At 69.3% G+C, this 17,990-nt stretch carries 23 protein-coding genes and 1 tRNA gene; 14 read left to right on the forward strand and 10 right to left on the reverse strand.

Annotated elements, in window-relative coordinates; translation table 11 throughout:
- Positions 1–49: 49 nt before the first annotated feature.
- Positions 50–532 (forward strand): MarR family winged helix-turn-helix transcriptional regulator, encoded by a 483-nt coding sequence (locus tag BFV98_RS16105; RefSeq protein WP_174361689.1) that lies wholly within the window; start codon positions 50–52, stop codon positions 530–532.
- Positions 533–556: 24 nt separating this feature from the next.
- Here the strand turns inward: BFV98_RS16105 and BFV98_RS16110 are convergent, their stop codons facing one another.
- Entirely contained in the window at positions 557–1,570 is a 1,014-nt protein-coding gene (locus tag BFV98_RS16110; protein ID WP_013473883.1) for a TrkA family potassium uptake protein, read from the reverse strand.
- A gap of 159 nt (positions 1,571–1,729) precedes the next feature.
- Here BFV98_RS16110 and BFV98_RS16115 point away from each other — a divergent pair, with 159 nt between their 5' ends.
- Positions 1,730–2,371, forward strand: coding sequence for a helix-turn-helix domain-containing protein (locus BFV98_RS16115; protein ID WP_030273673.1), 642 nt, complete (start codon positions 1,730–1,732; stop codon positions 2,369–2,371).
- Positions 2,372–2,496: 125 nt separating this feature from the next.
- Complete coding sequence (locus BFV98_RS16120) at positions 2,497–3,087, forward strand: ATP-dependent Clp protease proteolytic subunit (RefSeq protein ID WP_013283850.1); 591 nt, start codon at positions 2,497–2,499, stop codon at positions 3,085–3,087.
- A gap of 47 nt (positions 3,088–3,134) precedes the next feature.
- Here the strand turns inward: BFV98_RS16120 and BFV98_RS16125 are convergent, their stop codons facing one another.
- Positions 3,135–4,934, reverse strand: coding sequence for an adenylyl cyclase (locus BFV98_RS16125; protein ID WP_071096923.1), 1,800 nt, complete (start codon positions 4,932–4,934; stop codon positions 3,135–3,137).
- A 120-nt stretch (positions 4,935–5,054) separates the two neighbouring features.
- Positions 5,055–5,831 carry an HAD-IIB family hydrolase gene (locus BFV98_RS16130; RefSeq protein WP_013283848.1) on the reverse strand — a complete coding sequence of 259 codons (777 nt, stop codon included), beginning with the start codon at positions 5,829–5,831 and terminating at the stop codon, positions 5,055–5,057.
- Between the two features lie 163 nt (positions 5,832–5,994).
- On the opposite strand from BFV98_RS16130, the gene BFV98_RS16135 reads away from it, so the two are divergent.
- The 5 genes from BFV98_RS16135 (at position 5,995) to BFV98_RS16145 (ending at position 8,951) form a co-directional block, all read left to right on the forward strand.
- Positions 5,995–6,399, forward strand: coding sequence for a hypothetical protein (locus BFV98_RS16135; RefSeq protein WP_218128564.1), 405 nt, complete (start codon positions 5,995–5,997; stop codon positions 6,397–6,399).
- A 316-nt stretch (positions 6,400–6,715) separates the two neighbouring features.
- A complete protein-coding gene (locus BFV98_RS32290; protein WP_013283846.1) occupies positions 6,716–6,889 on the forward strand; it encodes a hypothetical protein in 174 nt (57 codons plus the stop codon).
- 74 nt (positions 6,890–6,963) lie between these two features.
- Positions 6,964–7,626, forward strand: a complete 663-nt coding sequence (locus BFV98_RS16140; RefSeq protein ID WP_071096927.1) for a DUF6882 domain-containing protein — start codon at positions 6,964–6,966, stop codon at positions 7,624–7,626.
- A gap of 212 nt (positions 7,627–7,838) precedes the next feature.
- A complete protein-coding gene (locus BFV98_RS31505) occupies positions 7,839–8,249 on the forward strand; it encodes a hypothetical protein (protein WP_236619359.1) in 411 nt (136 codons plus the stop codon).
- 378 nt (positions 8,250–8,627) lie between these two features.
- Complete coding sequence (locus BFV98_RS16145) at positions 8,628–8,951, forward strand: hypothetical protein (protein ID WP_071096929.1); 324 nt, start codon at positions 8,628–8,630, stop codon at positions 8,949–8,951.
- A gap of 169 nt (positions 8,952–9,120) precedes the next feature.
- Here BFV98_RS16145 and BFV98_RS16150 read toward each other — a convergent pair whose 3' ends face one another.
- The 3 genes from BFV98_RS16150 to BFV98_RS16155 form a co-directional block, all read right to left on the reverse strand.
- On the reverse strand, positions 9,121–9,612 hold the full coding sequence (locus tag BFV98_RS16150) for a hypothetical protein (RefSeq protein WP_071096931.1): 492 nt from the start codon (positions 9,610–9,612) through the stop codon (positions 9,121–9,123).
- Positions 9,554–10,261: a 2'-5' RNA ligase family protein gene (locus tag BFV98_RS33085; RefSeq protein ID WP_083395285.1), complete on the reverse strand. Its 708-nt coding sequence runs from the start codon at positions 10,259–10,261 to the stop codon at positions 9,554–9,556. Before BFV98_RS33085 ends, BFV98_RS16150 begins: the two co-directional genes overlap by 59 nt.
- A gap of 314 nt (positions 10,262–10,575) precedes the next feature.
- Positions 10,576–10,651: transfer RNA gene (locus BFV98_RS16155), tRNA-Arg, on the reverse strand.
- 294 nt (positions 10,652–10,945) lie between these two features.
- On the opposite strand from BFV98_RS16155, the gene BFV98_RS16160 reads away from it, so the two are divergent.
- Positions 10,946–11,230 carry a hypothetical protein gene (locus BFV98_RS16160; RefSeq protein ID WP_013283842.1) on the forward strand — a complete coding sequence of 95 codons (285 nt, stop codon included), beginning with the start codon at positions 10,946–10,948 and terminating at the stop codon, positions 11,228–11,230.
- Between the two features lie 253 nt (positions 11,231–11,483).
- Here BFV98_RS16160 and BFV98_RS16165 read toward each other — a convergent pair whose 3' ends face one another.
- Positions 11,484–12,092: a TetR/AcrR family transcriptional regulator gene (locus BFV98_RS16165; RefSeq protein WP_071096932.1), complete on the reverse strand. Its 609-nt coding sequence runs from the start codon at positions 12,090–12,092 to the stop codon at positions 11,484–11,486.
- Between the two features lie 98 nt (positions 12,093–12,190).
- Between BFV98_RS16165 and BFV98_RS16170 the strand changes: the two genes are divergently transcribed.
- From BFV98_RS16170 to BFV98_RS16180, 3 genes are read left to right on the forward strand one after another with little or no spacing between them, the layout of a single operon-like run.
- Positions 12,191–12,841, forward strand: a complete 651-nt coding sequence (locus BFV98_RS16170; protein WP_013473824.1) for a hypothetical protein — start codon at positions 12,191–12,193, stop codon at positions 12,839–12,841.
- Between the two features lie 21 nt (positions 12,842–12,862).
- On the forward strand, positions 12,863–13,840 hold the full coding sequence (locus tag BFV98_RS16175; protein WP_071096934.1) for a CPBP family intramembrane glutamic endopeptidase: 978 nt from the start codon (positions 12,863–12,865) through the stop codon (positions 13,838–13,840).
- Positions 13,841–13,859: 19 nt separating this feature from the next.
- On the forward strand, positions 13,860–14,231 hold the full coding sequence (locus BFV98_RS16180; RefSeq protein WP_071096936.1) for a hypothetical protein: 372 nt from the start codon (positions 13,860–13,862) through the stop codon (positions 14,229–14,231).
- A 164-nt stretch (positions 14,232–14,395) separates the two neighbouring features.
- Here BFV98_RS16180 and BFV98_RS32720 read toward each other — a convergent pair whose 3' ends face one another.
- Together BFV98_RS32720 and BFV98_RS32725 are read right to left on the reverse strand one after the other, a co-directional pair.
- Positions 14,396–14,704: a hypothetical protein gene (locus BFV98_RS32720; protein WP_071096938.1), complete on the reverse strand. Its 309-nt coding sequence runs from the start codon at positions 14,702–14,704 to the stop codon at positions 14,396–14,398.
- Between the two features lie 9 nt (positions 14,705–14,713).
- A complete protein-coding gene (locus BFV98_RS32725; RefSeq protein WP_071096939.1) occupies positions 14,714–14,962 on the reverse strand; it encodes a hypothetical protein in 249 nt (82 codons plus the stop codon).
- A 258-nt stretch (positions 14,963–15,220) separates the two neighbouring features.
- Here BFV98_RS32725 and BFV98_RS16195 point away from each other — a divergent pair, with 258 nt between their 5' ends.
- Positions 15,221–16,720 carry a SulP family inorganic anion transporter gene (locus BFV98_RS16195; RefSeq protein WP_071096941.1) on the forward strand — a complete coding sequence of 500 codons (1,500 nt, stop codon included), beginning with the start codon at positions 15,221–15,223 and terminating at the stop codon, positions 16,718–16,720.
- The gene (locus BFV98_RS16200; RefSeq protein WP_013473821.1) at positions 16,720–17,172 is read left to right on the forward strand and encodes a MerR family transcriptional regulator; all 453 of its coding nucleotides are present in this window, start codon (positions 16,720–16,722) and stop codon (positions 17,170–17,172) included. Before BFV98_RS16195 ends, BFV98_RS16200 begins: the two co-directional genes overlap by 1 nt.
- Before the next feature lie 218 nt (positions 17,173–17,390).
- Here BFV98_RS16200 and BFV98_RS16205 read toward each other — a convergent pair whose 3' ends face one another.
- Complete coding sequence (locus BFV98_RS16205) at positions 17,391–17,594, reverse strand: cold-shock protein (protein ID WP_013283833.1); 204 nt, start codon at positions 17,592–17,594, stop codon at positions 17,391–17,393.
- Positions 17,595–17,990: the final 396 nt, after the last annotated feature.

The raw sequence follows: 17,990 nt of genomic DNA on the forward strand, positions 1-17,990 counted from the left end.
AACTATTTATAGCAGGTCGATGTTCCCCGGGCCGCGTAAACTGGGTCACATGTCCGCCGCACCGGTCGAGGAGTCCGAGCGCCGCTCCGGGCCTTTGCTCGACCACCTGGCCCGGCGGATGCGGCTGCGCTCGGAGTCGGTGCTCGCCCCGCTGGGCCTGCGCCCCCGCCACCTGGTGGCGCTCACCGTGCTGCGCGACGCCGGCGGAATCAGCCAGCAGGCGCTCGCCGGCACGCTCCAGATCGACAGCACGAACGTGGTCGGCCTGCTCAACGACCTGGAGGCGGACGGCCTGGCCGAGCGCCGCCGCTCCCCGGAGGATCGCCGCCGGCACGAGGTACGCCTCACCGAGGCGGGCACGAAGCGACTGCGCGAGGCGGAGTGCGCGCTCGCCGGGGCGGAGGAGGAGGTCCTCGGCGCGCTGGCTCCGGGCGAGCGGGACCTGCTCTACGACCTGCTGCGACGGGCCACCCAGGGCCGGTCGTCGACCTGCGGCGAAGTGATCGCGGAGGGCGGCCCGGGCGCCTGCTGACCGCTGGCGCTCAGCGGGGCCGGGTCAGATCGCGGTGGTGGCCTGCGGCCGGTCGTCCCGGACGTGGACGAGCATGTCGCCGGTCTCGATCACCGCGCCCGCGCGGTCGTTGAGCGTGACCACCTTGCCCCGGCGGACCAGCGCGATGACCAGCGACTCCAGCTCACGCGGGGAGCGCCCCACCTCGTCGCGCTCGGCCGACCGCATGGCCAGCGCCATGCCCTGACCCGGGGTGAGCAGGTCCTCCACCACGTCGATCAGGGGCGGGGCCGAGGTGGACAGGCCGAGCAGCCGCCCGGCCGTGGCCGACGAGACGATCACGTGGTGCGCGCCGCTCTGCTTGAGCAGCGGCGCGTTCTCCGCCTCCCGGACCGCCGCGATGATGCGTACCTGACCGGCGGTGAGCTGCCGGACCGTGAGCGCCACCAGCACCGACGCGTCGTCGCTGTCCGTCGCGATGATGACCGACTTCGCGGTACGCACGTGCGCCTGCTCCAGCACCGACGAGCGGGTCGCCGAACCCTCGATCGTCACCAGCCCGTTGGAGGTGGCCTGCCGCAGCGCCGGCCCGCTCCGCTCGACCACCACGATCTTGGACTTGTCCGTGCCGTTCTCCAGCAGGGCGGAGACCGCGCTGCGGCCCTTGGTGCCGTAGCCGCAGATGATGACGTGGTCCTTCACGGTTCTCCTCCACCGCGACAGGCGACGGCCGGTGCGGTACTGCTCGGTCAGGACTTCCAGGGTGGTGCCGACCAGGATGATCAGGAACAGCACCCGGGCGGGGGTGATGAACAGGACGTTCGCCAGCCGCGCCGACGAACTGACCGGGGTGATGTCGCCGTACCCGGTGGTGGAGAGCGAGACCACCACGTAGTAGAAGCAGTCGAGCAGGCTCAGGCCGCTCTCGTCCACGTCGCGGTAGCCGTCGCGGTCGAGCCAGACCACCGCCACCGTGGCGAAGACCAGGCCGAGGGCGGCGAGCAGGCGCAGACTCAGCGCGCTCAGCGGCCCCCGCCGTTGCGCGGGAAAATGGATCACCGTCGGCCCTGCTCCGCCACCGTCGCCTGCACGCCCACAAGATAACGGGTACGTGGGGATTCGGCCCGCCGGGTGCCGAACGGAACGGCCGGGGCGCTTCCGGGGGCGTGGACGGGGCATGATGGGGACGTCCGGGACGGCGACCGCGAGGAGGCCGGCATGTCGTTGCTGCGACGCGTGATCGGCGGGGTGCTCCGGCGCATCCGCCTGCGCCAGGGCCGCACGCTGCGCGAGGTGGCCCTGGCCGCCGGCGTCTCCCTGCCCTACCTCTCCGAGGTCGAACGCGGCCGCAAGGAGGCCTCCTCCGAGGTGCTGGCCGCGATCTGCCGCGCGCTCGGCATCCACCTCGCCGACCTGCTCGAAGAGGCCCGCGACGAGCTGCGCCGGGAGCGTCCGGCCCCGGTCGGCCCCGGGGTCTCGGCGGCCCGCTTCGACCGGGTGCCGACCGCCCGCACCGGGCCACAGCTGCGGGTCGGCCCGCCGCGGCTGTCCGTCACGCGCCGCCCGGCCGTGTCGCCCCGCCCACCAGTGACCCGGCGACCTGCCGTCTCGCTCCGGCCGCACGTCGCCCGCCGCCCGGTCACCGCCACGCCGCTGCTGGGCGGCGCGCTGCGGCCCTTCGGCCTGGTGCCGGCGCCGCTCGGTGCGCCCCTCGACGCCGCCACGCCGATCGGGTTCGCCGGCGGCATCCGGATCTGGCCGGCTCCCTCCGCCCCGGCCGTCCGCCCCCGTCCGCGTACCTCCGTCACTGTCGCCCGGCGGCGAGCCCGCGCGGGCCGGCGGCGGCCGGTCGCCGCGTAGCTTCTGCCCAGGGCGAATCTGCCGCCGGCAGAAAGCCTGGGCCGCACGGGTGCGCCCGGCGGACGCTGGAGACCGCCGGGTTCCCGGGCGGTCCCCCGCCCACCGGCGTACGGAGGTGGGCGGCGATGGGTGGCATCTGGATGCTCGACGAGGGGCAGCCGGCGTTCGGCGACCGGGTCTTCGAGCGGCTGCTGAAGGAGCGGATCATCTTCCTCGGCACCGAGGTCACCGACGCGTCGGCCAACCAGATCTGCGCGCAGATCCTGCTCCTCGCGGCCGAGGACGCGGAGCGCGACATCTTCCTCTACATCAACTCGCCGGGTGGTTCGGTCAGCGCCGGCATGGCCGTCTACGACACCATGCGGTACGTCAAGAACGACGTGGCGACGCTGGCGCTCGGGATGGCCGGCTCGATGGGCCAGTTCCTGCTCTGCGCCGGGGCGGCGGGCAAGCGGTTCGCGCTGCCGCACTCGCGGATCATGATGCACCAGCCGTCCGGCGGGATGGGCGGCACCGCCGCGGACATCACCATCCAGGCCGAGAACATGCTGCACGTGAAGCGCACCATGCAGGAGCTGATCGCCCAGCACAGCGGGCGGACGCTGGAGGAGATCCAGCGCGACTGGGACCGCGACCGCTGGTTCACCGCCGAGCAGGCCCGCGAGTACGGCCTCGTCGACCAGGTGCTCACCCGCGTCGACCAGCTCGCGGCGTGAGCGGGCGCGGCCCGGCCGGTCCCGCACCGGCCGGGCCGCCCTCGCGGTCAGGGGTAGGTGACCACCGTGCTGGTGCCGTACGACCCGACGACCGGCGTGCCGATCTCGTTGATCGTGCGCTCGATGCCGCCGCTGCCGTCCAGGAACACGGTGATCGCGTCGTGGAACCGCACCCCGGCCCGGCGCGGCGCCTCGATCCCCCGGTCGCAGCGGATGTCCACGCCCTGGTTGAAGTACGAGTACACGCCCAGTCCCCACGCCTCGTGCGTGCGGACGTGGTCGGCCACCTTGTACGACGCCCAGCCGTTGCCGGTCGGGCTGCGCCAGGCCGCCTGGCTCGGCGGGTCGTAGGGCAGTTCGCTCTGGTAGAACACGGTCCGGCCGCGCTCGCCGTTCCAGATCGTCTGCCAGCGCTGGTAGTGCTCGACGAACAGCCCGTACGCGGTCACGTCGTCGCCGTTGACGATCACGCCGGTGGCAGCGGTGTTCACGGTCCAGCCGATCGTGCCGGCCCGGCCGTGGTCGCCGCGCCAGGCCCAGATGTTGTCGATGAGCGTGTGCCGGCTGTGCACCACCAGACTCGTCACCGCCCGCCCGGCGTACGGGCCGCCGATGCGGAAGAAGACGTCCTGCAGCGAGATCGGGTTCGTGGCGTGCGACCGGTGGCAGTGCCGCGTGCCGACCTCGACCAGCACCGGCGACTCGACCGGCCCGGCGTCCACGAGCACCCCGGCGATGCGGACCCCGTCCACGTCCTCGATCCGCAGCGCCGCGTCCCCGCGGTCCGGCACCAGGCTGGGCATGCCGAGGCCGAGCACGACGGTGTCCGGGCGGCGTACCCGCAGGGCCCGGTCCAGGTGGTAGACGCCGGGGGTGAGCAGCAGGTGCCGGCCCCGGGCCAGTTCGGCGTTGATGCGCTTGGCCGAGTCGGTGGGCCGGGCCAGGTAGAACGCGGACAGCGGCAGCGACGGCACCGGCGCGCCACCGGCGGCCCAGGTGGTGCCGGCGGTGTCGCGGCGCAGGCGCGGTACGGCGACCCGCCAGGCCCCGCGGGCGTCGACGAACAGGTACGGCTTCTCCCGGGTGACCGGGCTGGTCGGCAGCGTGGTGTACGGCGGGTCGGGGAAGCCCTGCGCGGGCGCGCCGATGACGCCGGAGAAGACCTGGTTCCACACGCCGTTCGTCCACTCGCCGCCGAGTTCGCTGTCCCGGGTGAGCCACTGCTGCTGGGAACCGTTGATGGTGATGCCGTCCACCTTGGAGTCGGCGATGTAGCCGCCGCTGGAGTAACCGCCGTTGCCGGGTTCCAGCCACAGCACGCCCTTGACGTGCACCCGGCGCATCGGTGACGCCTGCGAGACGGCCCATTGGTTCGACCAGTCGGTCGGGGTGACAGCGAGGTTCTCCGCCGAGCGCCAGAAGTTGGTGAGCGCGGAGATGCCGGCGGGCGAGTTCGGGTCCGGCTGCCCGACCACCCGGACCGCGCCGTGGATCTCCACGTCGTCCGGGTGGGCGCCGAGACCGGCCACAGTCGTGTAGTAGCCGAGCCGGGCGTCCACCTCGTAGCGGCCGGGCTTGAACAGCACGGCGTACCTGTCGAAGCCCATCTCGTTGCGTTCCTGGGCAGTGAACAGCCGGTCCAGCGTGGACTGGATCTCCTCGACCGGCGTGCTGGGGTCGTACACGAAGACGTTCGGGCCGAAGTCGGGCTCGCGACCGGGGCGCGCGGCCGGCGATGCGGCCGGGGACGCAGCCGCGGCGCCGGCCGGGAGGCCGAGGGCGGTGAGCGAGGCCGCGGAGGCGGTGAGCGTGAGGAAACGGCGGCGGGAGGGGTCGGGTGATCGCATCTGCCTGCCTGTTCGGTGATGGGACGGGAGAGCGCTCTCTCGGCTGTTCCTACCTCATCACCGTCGATACCGCCAGAGCCCGCCGGTTCCGGAACCGGCGGGCTCTGCTGCGGGCTGCGCTCAGGCGCGCTCGGCGCGCTGCTTCACCAGGTCGTCGACGAGCTTCTCGACGTAGTCGGCGGTCTCCTCCCAGCGGGTGACCGCGACGCAGCGGATGCCCATCGCCTTGACCGGGTAGTCGTTGCCACCCACGTCCAGGCGGTCACCCACGAAGAGCACGTTGTCGATCTTCAGGTCCAGGTGTTCCAGCAGCTTCCGCATGCCGTACGCCTTGTCGACGCCCTTGCGGGTGACGTCGATCGAGGTCGAGCCGCCGCCACGCACCTCCAGGTCGGGCAGCTTCGCCGCGACCGCGTCCCGCAGTCGGCGCTTCTTGTCGCCGTCCGGATCCCAGCCGTACTTCTCGGCCGGCGGGGCGGACTGCCCCAGCGCGGAGAACGTGATCTGGCTGCCCCGGTCCTCGATGATGTCGCCCCAGGTCTTCGCCTCCCACAGGCCCAGCGCCTGCGCCGACTCGGTGAGCGCGGCGACGACACGGGCCTTGTCGGCCTCGGTCAGATCCTCCGCGTAGACCTGCCGCCAGTCCCCGTCGGACCAGCGGTAGTAGCGGGTGCCGCAGGTCGGCATCAGGTGCAGCCGGTCGCGCTGCTCCTCGGTGAGGTCGAGGTGGGCGAGCACCTGCGACTGGAACTGCTCGAACCGGCCACCGGAGATGACCAGCACGTCCACCTCGGTGAGCAGGTGGCCGAGCAACTCCGCCATCCGACGATCGATCTGGGACTTGGAAATCGCCAGGGTGTCGTCGAGATCGAACGCCACCACTCGAAGATCGTTCACGAATACCTCATGTCGTCGCGGACAGGCCAGGACCTGCCAGGGTACCGACGGGTCCTGGCACCGGCCTGAGGGCCCGGCGGGTGACACGTCCCCTCGACGGAGCGTAACCCGGCAGGTCTCCGGGACGGCCCCGCTTCCCGCTCCCGGCGTCAGCGCTCCCCCGTTGACGGGATCGTCGGCCGTCGACAGCGTTCGGCTGATACTTACCTTCATCGATGGGGGAGTGCCGGCCGCCGCCGCGCCCGCCGACGACATGTCCACGCCGGCGGGTTCGTCCACCTTCCCGCCGGCCGACCCGGACACCCTGCCGGCGAAGGACGGCTCCTACGTCACCTCAACTGTCGGCGCCGGGACCGGCGCGCGCTGCGGCGCGACCGGCAGGCTGTACGTGCCGGTCCTGGTCCACGGCTCCGGCAACAGCGTCGGCATGGCCGACTGCGCCTCGCACGACGCGCTGCCGTCCGGCCAGGGCGCCTGGGCCGTGGCGTGGCACTGGTGGAACGGCTCCGCCCGCTTCCCGATGACCGGCGTCCTGACCCGCTCCTCCACCGGCTTCCTCGTCTCGTAGCCGGCGTGCCGCGGCTCGGTCCCGCGGCCTGGCGCGCCTGACGACACTACTGCTCACCATGTGCTTTGGCGTGGTCACGCTGAGTTGAACTGCTTCACGGAAAATTGCATTTGGCAAGAGATGGCACCGAAATTTTCTCGATGCGATGCATCTGCTTGTCAGGTACCCGACAGTGAATTGCCCACTCTTGTGCTAGCTGTCCGCCGGGAGGATGCTCGAACGGTCGAACGGCACTGCGTCGCCTCACACAGAGGGCGGCGCCCGGCTGCCACCGGACGCCGCATTCGACTCCACCGCTGCAACGGAAGGAGTCACGTTGACTGTAATCCCTCACGGGTCAGACTTCGAGACACCAGAGGACGAGGACGAAACCGTTGCCGAGCCGACCGACCGGCACCGGCTCATCCTGGCGTACATCAAGACGCTCAGTCCGATCATCGCCGCCGTCGTCGCCTGCATCGGGACGCTGGTGGCAGCGCTGGTCCGCTGACCCGCCGGCCCCGCGCTCCGGCTCCGGCCGGACGCGGGGCCGTCCCGCGCTGAAAGGTCTGGCACACTGCGGCGATGCCGACGTTTGATCGACTCTTCGCCGAACATGTCGGCACCGGCCTGGCCCGCCAGATGGCGCTGGCCGACCTGCTCGGCGAGCGTGACTGGCAGCTCGACGTGCCCGACGGCATCGCGACGTTCGGGACCGACCTGCGGTACCGCGTCCAGCTCCTCGGCACCGAGAGCCACGACAACGGCACCTGGCTGTGGGCCTGGGCCAACGACGCCAGCAACCTCCCGCCGGCGTTGCTGCATCTGGCCGGCTGGCTTCGCGAGTACGGGCACCGCCAACGGGTCGCCGAACTCACCGAACCCACGTTCCCGCTTCAGCGCGCCGACGGACACCGCCTCGCCCTGCTGGCGTCCGGCCTGACCGGCCGCTGCTACTACCGCGGGCCGTACGACGGCGGCGCCGTCTTCTTCCACCTCGACGACGCCCCACCGCAGATCACCGCGCCGGTCCGGCCCGAGCGGGCGCTGACCGTCCTGACGCAGGTCCTTCAGTCCTTCCCGGTGGAGCACCGCGTCGCCGTCGAGTCGTTCCTGCACCAGCAGGGGTGGCGGCTGGATCGGGCGCCGATGTCGGTGACGGCGCAGGATCGGGGCGGGTCGGTCCTGCGTATCGACTTCGACGCGATGGGTCGGGTCAGCAACCTGTCGGGAACGGTCAACCCGTAGGCGGGTGCCCCCGGCAGGATTCGAACCTGCAACACACGGTGTAGGAACGATTTAGCGGCTACCGGGCCACCTGCCGCCCCACCAGAGGATTCGCGTGAAGGCTCTGCCGTGGTGTGCTTGATCGTTCCGCGTATGTTCCGGACGACTTCCTACCTCGCCCGCCGCCGCGCTCGCCCTTGAAGTTGGCAACCGACGCGGTTACCGTCCCGCGGGTGCTAGATGATCCACTTGATGCAGGCAGGCCGCGCGACGGGCTAGCCCTGGGCCTGCGTGCGGTGCTCATCTGGACCGTCCTCGGGCTGCCAGCGATTGGGGTCAGCTACCTCGTCTGGGATGTGACTGGCGGCTACTGGCTCGGGTATCTGGCGGGCTCCGCCATGCCGGTGGCGGTGACCCTATGGCTCGCCCCTCGGGTTTCCTACCGACGTCGGGATGCACTGATCGCTGTGATCGCGTGGCCGTATATGGCGGGCGTGATCGCATCTCGAATGGCGCTGCTGCCATACCGGGACTGGGCGCCCCGGACAGACGAGGTGCGGCGCTCGCGTTGGCACCACAACCCGCGATACGCCGGCTACTGGTGGATCTCCCAAAACCCGTCACCGTGGCCACCGAAGAAGTGAGACACCCGCGCCCGGTGCGCCGTCAAGTGCGTGTCCACCCTGCGGACAAAGAGCAGCCGCCGGACTCAGACGTTGAAGCGGAACTTAGACGGGCGTACGCGAGCCGAAGCCCTCCGCCGGAGGCGCCCTAACCGCAACCCGCGACCGCCGCCAGCTCGCCGATGTGGCCGGCGTCCGCCCCCCCTACGCCGCGCGGGCTCGTGGCCGCGCGGCCCGGCCGGCTGCCGGCCCAACCCTCACCCGTCAACCGGTCTGTCGTTCTGCGGCGGCCCCCGGGCTCCCCGCTCTCCGCGCGTCCCACCAGATGCTTGACATGATCGCGGCGCTCTCAGTGGAGCCGGCCCTTGGCGATCCGTTGAGGTCGGGAACGATGAGGCCGTGGGCATGAGTGTGCAGGTTCATGAGTACAGCGGTGTCGTTGTCGAGCGGCTTACGGACGAAGCGGACGTCGGGCTTCTCTGCTCCTTCGCCGCATCGGAGCCGTCACGTTACCCGTTGCTCTCCGGGGTCGATCCCTACGACGACATCTGCTTCAACCCTCGCCAAAGCGTCAGCCTGGCGGCCGAACTTCGGTCGATCATTGAGCAATCCGAGGATGGCCGGGTGCGAGCGGCTGCCCAGGCGGTGGTTCAGCTCGCATCGCTCCTAGAGGTCGCGCCCCGACGCCCTCATCACAGACGGCTCCTGTTCATCGGCGACTGACTGAGAGAGTTCGCCAAGGCGCACCAGGTCATCTGTCAGCCATGTGCTGGGACGGATTAGTCAAACATGTGGTGGGATAGACACATGTCGTGTCCCGGCTGATGCTTTACACCTGCGTCCCACCAGATGCTTGACATGATCGCCGTGGGCAGCGTTGGCGGCGGGTGAGCTAAGCAGCCAGCGGCTTCCAGCGCTTGATGACAACCGGGTCAGCATGCGGGGCAGGCCATACCTGCAGTCGAAGCCGCTCCATGGTCGCCGGATCGTCGTCGGAATCAATGCCGAGAAGTTCTGCCTGGGCCAAGTTGCTTCTCGCGGCTCGTACGCGAACCGGTCCCGCCGCTACGCGGAACCGTGCGGCCTCCGGCTCGTAGTCGGTGCAGCCCATGACGACGAGTCGGCCCGAGGAAACTTGCAGGCTTGCCTCCACGACGTGGTCGAACTCCGCGCTGTCGTCCTCCGGCGCTGCCTTCAACACCTCCACGGTCACGGCCACGTTGACGTTGACGGTGGTGCCGACCGCCATGGCGTCCGTGTCGGCGGCAAGGTTGTCGAGCACCGCCTCTTCGGTCCAGGCGTCGCCAAGATCGGTTACGGACCCGTCATCGAGCAGGTGAACCTGGTAGTAGTCCGCGAAGAGTTCCAGCTCCGTCGAGATCAAGGCACCCTCCCAGTCTTCGTGCCTTGCGAAGTCTCGTCGCAGACCAAGGTCGACTGTCAAGCATCTGGTGGGACGGATTCGTCAAGCATGTGGTGGGACTAGACAAAGATCGCCAAGGGCTAGCCGAGCGGCATCCGAGCGACGACTTGCCATTCGTACATGCGCCGGTCTCGATCTCGATCAGATCGACGTGGCTGATCGACACGGTGGCGGGGTCAGGAGCTACGGACTGCACCGCCTGAACGTAAGGCTCGGATGGGCCGTCGGCGGTCAGGTAGGCAACGCTGACGTGAGGTCGATATCGGCTGGGGTCCTCGGAGACCTGGTCCTCACCGACGACGCGCCGGATGGCGGTCCGGGTAGCGGCTCGTAGCCGTTGGACGGGCAGGGCGGGCATGACGATGGCCTCGTCAGCCACAACGATCGCGCCGAACTCGACAGCGACCGCGGGCAGTTGCGCGAGTTGCTTGCCCGCCTCCTCGATGACTGCGCCCAGTGTCGCGTCGCTTGTTTCGTCGGTGAAGCCGATGCCCTGCACGGTGAGGTGTAGCCACTGGTCCGGGATCAGCGTTGCGGTGGGAGCTGCGGCCACTGCGGACCGGTACGAGTCCGCTAGGCGGTACAGCTCGGGTTGGTCCTCGAAGGTCACATGGAAGGGCGTAAAAGCGGCGCCGCTTCAACCTCGCGGTACGGTCGGCTGGGCTGGGCTGGTCGACGTGACGCCTCACGACCTACGGGCCACGCACGGGAGCTGGGTCGCGGACTCGCATGGCGTCCTGGTGGCCGCTCGTCGGCTCGGGCACGCCAACGCCAGCGTGACGACCCGCCACTACGCCCGTGCCGTTGACGGCCGCGACGCGGAAGTCGCTCAGCACCTGCACGCGAGCAGGGCGAAGATGGCGAGGCGATCGGGCACGCACGCCCCGAAAGACGGAACAGTGATCGGTGATCAAGGGCCTGACCTGGTGCCCCCGGCAGGATTCGAACCTGCGACACACGGTTTAGGAAACCGATGCTCTATCCCCTGAGCTACGAGGGCGCGAGCGCCTAGTCTAGCGACCTGGGGTTCACCTGGGCTGGCAGGGAGTGGCCCGCGTTCACCCATGATCCCCGGACCGCTGTTGTCGCAGCCCAGGAGCACACCCGGAATCTCCATGTGACGCCGGTTGATCTTGACGGGCAGGGCGGGGCGGCCGGCAGGACCGGGGTCGCGTCGGCGAGGAGCGTGCTGGTTCAGGCCGCGGCGCGGATTGCCGGTGCCGGTCGGGTGAAGGTCTTGCGGTCGCGGATGAGTGCCCAGAGGACGTCGACGCGTCGTCGGGACGCCCCGAGGGTGTCGCTCTACTGGAACTGGCCCTATGTGCTGGTCCAGGCCGGCCCCGAACAGGCCCTCGCCTGGCGCACCGGCGGTCACATTCGCCACCCGCACGGCGCGCTACCCGACCTGGTCTTCTCCGCCGACCGGTCATGGCTGGTCTCCGCGCGCTGGGACGACACCTGGACCTGCGTCGGCGGCCCCGCACCACTGATCCACACCCTGGAGCGCGACCCCGTGGCCAACGCCCGCCAGGTCCAACTCGGCGAGGACGCGCTGCCACCGGGGCTGGTCCGCGAGTGACGACCCACGTCCCGGGTCGGCGGTCAGCCTCCGATCGTGGCTATCGCCCCCACTTCTCTCGGCAGGACGGCAGTCGCTGGTCGGTTTGCCGTAGATCCGCTTCCCGTCGGGGCCCGTGTAGCAGTGCTCGAGTTGGTCTTCGGCCTGGAACAGCGGGCGCCTGTCGATCTCTGTCCCGTGGCCGTCGTAGCTGACCAGTTCGGGGGCGTTGCCGGGGGCGCTGTCGGGATGCGGAGGATCGGCACGGGATGCCTCATGTGTTCGGGGCGTTGAGGACGCAGTCCACGGCCGTGTAGAGGGTTTCGGTTTCGGACTTCAGGATCGAGTCCTCGGCGGGCAGGGCTCGTTCGATGGAGAGCCCTTGGAGCACGGTGAGCAGGAATCTCACTCGGCGTGCGTGGTCTTCCCTGGGGAGCGCGCCTTCGTCAGCGAGAACCGTCAGCCAGTACTCGACACGGCGCCACCCTTCCCGCTCCAGGGCGAGATAGGCCGCGCGCACCTCCTCGGTCGGTTCGGGTGCGATGAACATCTGGTACGCCCTGCTCCACGCCTCACGTGCCTGCTCCCCGACGCCGGTGGGGGAGAGCACCTGCCGGAGACAGTTGACCAGTCGGTCCCGGGCGGACAGTGATCGGTCGTGGATCGGGTCATCAGGGAAGACGTGGTCGTAGATCCTGGCGAGCACCGCGTCCTGCAGCGCCCGCTGGGTCGGGAAGTGGAACCTGAGCGAGCCTGTGCTCACCCCGGCCCGTGCCGCGACCGCACGCACGCTCAACCGCGCAGCTAGGTCCTCGGCGAGCATCGCCGCCGCAGCCGCGAGGATCCGTTCCCGTGAGCTGGTGCTCCCGTCGTCCTGTGCCACCTGCCACCTCCTGGCACATCGTACTAGCACGCCGTGCTAGCGTTGCCACTAGTACGGCGTGTTAGTGGGCCCGGGCGATCGACGGTGAGTGAGGAAACGTGATCGAGGACTGGCGGCAACAGCGGGCGGCCAAGCGCATCAAGAGCGGAGACGGCCGGGCGTTGAAACGTCTCCGCTGGTGGCAGCTACCCTTCCGCACACTGTTCTACCTCGCGCTGCCCAACGGGAACGGCCGGCAGACGGTGTACGCCGTCGACATCCCACGCCGGACCGACCCGGAGGGCGGCAAGGCGAGAGCGCACCTGTATCTCGACGGCAGACACCACGCCGAGTCCAAGCTCCCGGCGGCCTTCCCCGTGGAGGGCGGCACCATCGAGGTGGCGAACAGCGCATTCGGGCTCAAACGCTGCCACTACGTCATCACTGCGGGCGCCGAGTACCCCCTCTTTCCCGATCCGAGGTCCGCCGAAGGACGCCGTGCCCGCGTCGAACGCGAGCACCCGACGCTGAGCCGCTCGATCAGCCTCCTCTCGGTGCTGATGCTCGTCATCGGCGTGGGCCTGAACCTGCTGCAACTCGCCGGACCGGTTTCGCAGATCCCCCCGATCGCGGAGAACGTCGGAACGTTCGAATCGCCCGTCCGCCTACCGATCTGGCTCAACTTCGCCCTCGCCGTCGGGGCCGCACTGGGGAGCGCCGAGCGGGCACTCCGCCTGCGTTACAGCGTGCTCGACCACGCAGGGAAGTAACCCCATCCACAGGAGGACAGCATGACCGCGGCAACCAAGCCGAACTCACTACTCACTCCGGGCGAGCCCCGCAACGGGCCGTCAGCTCCCGCCGGGGTCGAATACCACCGGGTACTCGCTGGCGACGAACGCCGGATCGGCCGCGGCATTCTTGCGATCATCCTCCTGCTGGCCGGGTTCGTCATCTTCCCGACGGTCCTCGGCAGGGCGGCCGCGGCCATCGACGTACAGCAGGGCAACACCCCGCCGATCCTGGGCGGCACCGACTACACGCCGCTTTACCACGCCAGCACGATGCTCTCCCTCGGCCTGCTCATTCCGTGGAGCATGCTCATCCAGCGGTGGCTCTACGGCGTACCCGGTGCGTCCCTGCACTCCGTGACGTCACGGTTCCGCTTCGACCTGCTCGGCAGATCGCTGCTCGTCTTCGGTCCCGCCTGGCTGGTGGTCGTCGCCCTCGGATCTCTCGCGCCCGTCGACGAGGCCCCCTGGTCGCAGACCGACCTCGTCGCCATCTTCATCGCCACGATGCTCCTCACCCCGCTCCAGTCGGCGGGCGAGGAATACGGCGTACGTGGGTTGATCTTCCGCGTGATCGGAAGCTGGACCCGCAGCCGACGGGCGGGACTGGTCGCCGGGGTGCTGGTTTCGAGCGTGCTGTTCACGGCCGCACACGGAGCGACGGATCCGTACATCATCGTCTGGTACTTCGTGCTCTGGACCGGACTGGCCATCATCACCTGGCGCACCGGCGGGCTGGAGATCGCGGTTATGCTGCACGCCGTCCTCAACACGTTCTCCTTCATCCTGGCCACGTCCCTGCGGGTGGACCTCGGTAGTGCACTGCAGGACCGCTCAGCCGGAGTCGGCACGCCGTACCAGCTCGTCCCCGCCTTTGCGGTCGTCGTCATCACCGCAATCATCTGGTGGCGCACCCGAAAGACAGGCCCAGCACTTACCACGGGCCGTCATCAAACATCACGTCACACCCGATCGTGACCTCGGCGAGGCAACGGCCGTGTTGCGCTCCCCGACGCCGCTGCGGCTCGGCGGGCAGCTCGAACCCTCGGTGGCCGGTGCCAAGTCCACTGTGGCCAAGGGCCGCGGCCGAGCCGACCGGCGACTCCTCGCCCGACTCGTCGTCAACCACCACCCCGCCGCACCCCGCGACGAGTACGACCTGCTCCGCGTCATCCTCCACAACGCCACCCGCACCGGCCTCGCCGCGCAGAACCGGACCGACCACCCCGACTTCGCTCAATACCTCGTCGGCGGAGTTCCCTGGGGCGGTCATCACCACCCGGCACGCGCAGCCGAACTCGCCACGCTGCTGGCCCACGCTGTCGCAGCACCGGAGACTGATGCGGCGCGGCAACTTCGCCGGATCTGATAAGGACGCGTCGAACCGACCGAAGCACGGCCTGAGCAGGACTTACGCCCGTTCTGCTGATCTTCGGCAAGCGAGCACAGTAATGCGCGCGTGCGACCCACTAACACGAAAACAAAATAGGAACCCGCAGGTAGTCAGCCTCCGGGTACAGATAGAGCGTCGTCTTAGGAGTCTCCATACGACTCCGGTTGATCTTGGCGGGTAGGGTGGAGTCTCTCGATGATCGGCGCCAGCGGGTGCTGGCCGAGTTGCTCGGCGATGAGGTCGCCGACAGCGGCGATGCGCTGTTCCAGGGCGGGGATCTCGGTAGCCATCTGCCCGACGACCACGGCGGCGGCGCGTTGCCCGGGCAGGTTTGCGGTCTGCTGCCGCGCGGCTGCCACCATCGCCTCGGCGACGTGGACGGCGTTCTTGACGTGGTCGCGTCGGAGCAAGGCGGTGATCGGGTCGACGCCGGCGTGCCGGATCGCCACCGGCGCCTGTCAGCACGTCAGGACCATCATCGGTCCCTTCCGGTTGAGTTCCACAGCCCGATCAAACGCCGGACCGATGCCGGTGAGTAGTTCCTGCAGCCGGAACAGGGTCGCGACGCGCTGCCCGACGAGGTCCGCCTCGAAGCTCAGCCACGATCCCGGCGAACACACGTCAGCCATCCCCGCTCCCGGCCCCGCGGGCACGGCAAGCCCGAGCCTGCCGCCGTCGCCGGCCGGCACCCCGATCAGGATGTGCAAGAAACTGGATCAAGGGCCTGGCGGCTGCGACGTCGTGATGATCAACACGTCCGGCCGACTCTTCTCTTACGTAAGGGTAGGTTCGGTACCGGTGAACCCGGGTGTGGCCGGGTGACTCCTGTGGCGGTCCTGACGAGTCCGGGCGATGAGGCCCGCAGACCGTCCAGACCGACTGTTGCTGATCTGTGAGTAGCTGCGTCCCGTGGTTCGGGGCGGGAACTGTGCGCGTCCGTCAGGCGCCCGAGTGGAAATGGCTTTATGTCTTCTGTGCTGTCCGCGGGCTCCCGGCCGCGTCTGTCCCGTCCGTCCTGGCTGTCGCCGAAGGTGTTCCGCACCGAGGTCCTCGCCGGTCTGGTCGTCGCCCTGGCGCTGATCCCAGAGGCGATCTCCTTCTCGATCCTGGCGGGGGTCGACCCGCGGGTGGGGCTGTTCGCCTCGTTCACGATGGCCGTCACGATCGCGATCTGCGGTGGGCGACCAGCGATGATCTCCGCCGCGACCGGCGCGATCGCGCTGGTGGTGGCGCCGCTGGCCAAGGAGCACGGACTGGACTATCTGATCGCGGCGGTGATTCTCGGCGGGGCGATCCAGGTCCTGCTGGCGGTGCTCGGGGTGGCGAAGTTGATGCGGTTCATCCCGCGCAGCGTGATGGTCGGTTTCGTCAACGCCCTCGCGATCCTGATCTTCGCCGCGCAGGTTCCGCACCTGCTCGGGGTGCCGTGGCTGGTCTACCCGCTGGTCGCCGTCGCCCTCGCGATCATGGTTGGACTGCCCCGCCTCACCCGCGCAGTTCCGGCGCCACTGGTCGCGATCGTGGTGCTGACCCTGGTCACCGTCGTCGCCAGCGTGGCGGTGCCGACCGTCGGTGACGAAGGCGCCCTCCCGGACAGCCTGCCCACCCTCGGCCTGCCGCAGATCCCCTGGACCATGGACACCCTCACCCTGATCGCCCCCTACGCCCTGGGGATCGCGTTGGTCGGGCTGATGGAGTCGCTGATGACCGCCAAGCTCGTCGATGACATCACCGACACCCCGTCCAGCAAGACTCGCGAGTCCTGGGGCCAGGGGGTCGCCAACATCGTCACCGGGTTCTTCGGCGGCATGGGCGGCTGCGCGATGATCGGCCAGACGATGATCAACGTGAAGGCGTCCGGTGCCCGCACCCGGCTGTCGACGTTCCTGGCCGGCGTCTTCCTGCTGATCCTGGTCGTCGCGCTCGGCGACGTGGTCGCGGTCATTCCGATGGCCGCCCTGGTCGCCGTGATGATCATCGTGGCGGTGTCGACGTTCGACTGGCACTCCGTCGCCCCGGCCACCCTCAAGCGGATGCCGTACGGGGAGACGATCGTCATGCTCGCCACCGTGGTCACCACCCTGGCCACCCACAACCTGGCCATCGGTGTGGTGGTCGGCGTGCTCACCGCCATGGTGATCTTCGCGCGCCGGGTCGCCCACCTGGTCGAGGTCACCAGCGTCCTCGACCCCGACGGCGGCACCCGCATCTACTCGGTGCACGGTGAGCTGTTCTTCGCCTCCAGCAACGACCTCGTCGGCCAGTTCGACTACACGAACGACCCCGACACCGTGGTCATCGACATGACCCACGCCCACGTCTGGGACGCCTCCTCCGTCGCCGCCCTCGACGCCATCACCACCAAGTACGCCGCACGCGGCAAGACCGTCGAGATCATCGAGCTGAACCAGCCCAGCGCCCGCATCCACGACACCCTCGCCGGCCGACTCGGTGTCGGCCACTGATGGCCTCCACCAGCCGCGACACCGGGCCGGAGCAGCGCGCCTCCGGCCCGGCCACCGGTCGCCTCATGCAGATCGGCGAAGCCGCCGAACGGGTCGGGCTCAGCATCCGCACCATCCGCCACTACGAGGAAGCCGGCCTGATCGTCCCCTCCGCCCGCAGTGACGGCGGCTTCCGCCTCTACACAGAACCCGACCTCGACCGCCTCGCCGTCGTCAAACGCATGAAACCGCTCGGGTTCACACTCGACGAGATGCGCGACCTCCTCGCCGTCCTCGACGCCCTCGACACCGCCACCGGCGTCGACCGCGCCGCTCTGCTCGACCGGCTCGACATGTTCCACACCGCCGCTACGACGCGGGTCATCGCACTGCGCGACCAACTCGCCATGGCCGAAGGCTTCGCTCGCGCGCTCCGCGACGAACTCGACCACCACGGCGGCCCAACCGCCTGAGGCGCCGCCGCTGCCGATTGCCCATCAACCGGGACGGTGTGTTTTGGGCTGACCGTCAAGCGTCGTCCTTGCTGCAAGAGAACGGGGGCAATGCTGGCTCCGGACCGAGATGGCCGGCCTTCTGCCGATCAGATGATTTTCGCGATGGCGTGATGAACGCATGAAACGCCGAACGGCGGCCCGCTGAACCAGTCGGGCCGCCGTTCAGAGAATGTGGATCAGAGCGGGCGGATGTTCTCCGCCTGCGGGCCCTTCTGGCCCTGGGTGATGTCGAACTCCACCTTCTGATTCTCGTCGAGGCTGCGGAAGCCGCTCGCCGAGATCGCGGAGAAGTGGGCGAAGACGTCGGCGCCGCCGTCGTCCGGGCTGATGAAGCCGAAGCCCTTGTCGGCGTTGAACCACTTCACGGTACCTGTAGTCATGTCTGCTCCTTCGCAGGCTGTTAGAGACCGCACTGTGCGGACCCTTACGCCGCCGCGTTGATCACCCGCGTCGAAACGACACGAAAAACGAAAAGCGCCTGGATGGGTTTCAGATGCCCCATCAGGCGCCGGAAAACGTCTACGGAAATCAAAACTGCAACTCCGCTACCGTAGCACATGATCCGTCGTCGATCCGATGGCGGTGAGTGGACCTGGCCACTGGGCTTGCTCCCCTGCGGAGGCGCGCCCGGATCCAGTCCACCGCAACCGGCACCGACCGCGCCGACCTGCTGACAGGCTTGCCACGTTCCACACCCGCCGCCACTGCCCTATCGGGCGAGGCCACCGTCGCGCACCAGAGCGTGATGGGTGGAGCGCCCGCGTACTCTGATCGCT

It is taken from the genome of Micromonospora sp. WMMB235 (genome assembly GCF_001855515.1).
Classification (GTDB): Bacteria; Actinomycetota; Actinomycetes; order Mycobacteriales; family Micromonosporaceae; genus Micromonospora; species Micromonospora aurantiaca.

Excerpts from the sequence above, each read along its gene's own strand:
- BFV98_RS16105 (WP_174361689.1), top strand. The coding sequence starts at position 50 with ATGTCCGCCGCACCGGTCGAGGAGTCCGAGCGCCGCTCCGGGCCTTTG.
- BFV98_RS16115 (WP_030273673.1), top strand. The coding sequence starts at position 1,730 with ATGTCGTTGCTGCGACGCGTGATCGGCGGGGTGCTCCGGCGCATCCGC.
- BFV98_RS16120 (WP_013283850.1), top strand. The coding sequence starts at position 2,497 with ATGGGTGGCATCTGGATGCTCGACGAGGGGCAGCCGGCGTTCGGCGAC.
- BFV98_RS16125 (WP_071096923.1), bottom strand. The coding sequence starts at position 4,934 with ATGCGATCACCCGACCCCTCCCGCCGCCGTTTCCTCACGCTCACCGCC.
- BFV98_RS16140 (WP_071096927.1), top strand. The coding sequence starts at position 6,964 with ATGCCGACGTTTGATCGACTCTTCGCCGAACATGTCGGCACCGGCCTG.
- BFV98_RS16175 (WP_071096934.1), top strand. The coding sequence starts at position 12,863 with ATGACCGCGGCAACCAAGCCGAACTCACTACTCACTCCGGGCGAGCCC.
- BFV98_RS16195 (WP_071096941.1), top strand. The coding sequence starts at position 15,221 with ATGTCTTCTGTGCTGTCCGCGGGCTCCCGGCCGCGTCTGTCCCGTCCG.
- BFV98_RS16200 (WP_013473821.1), top strand. The coding sequence starts at position 16,720 with ATGGCCTCCACCAGCCGCGACACCGGGCCGGAGCAGCGCGCCTCCGGC.
- BFV98_RS16205 (WP_013283833.1), bottom strand. The coding sequence starts at position 17,594 with ATGACTACAGGTACCGTGAAGTGGTTCAACGCCGACAAGGGCTTCGGC.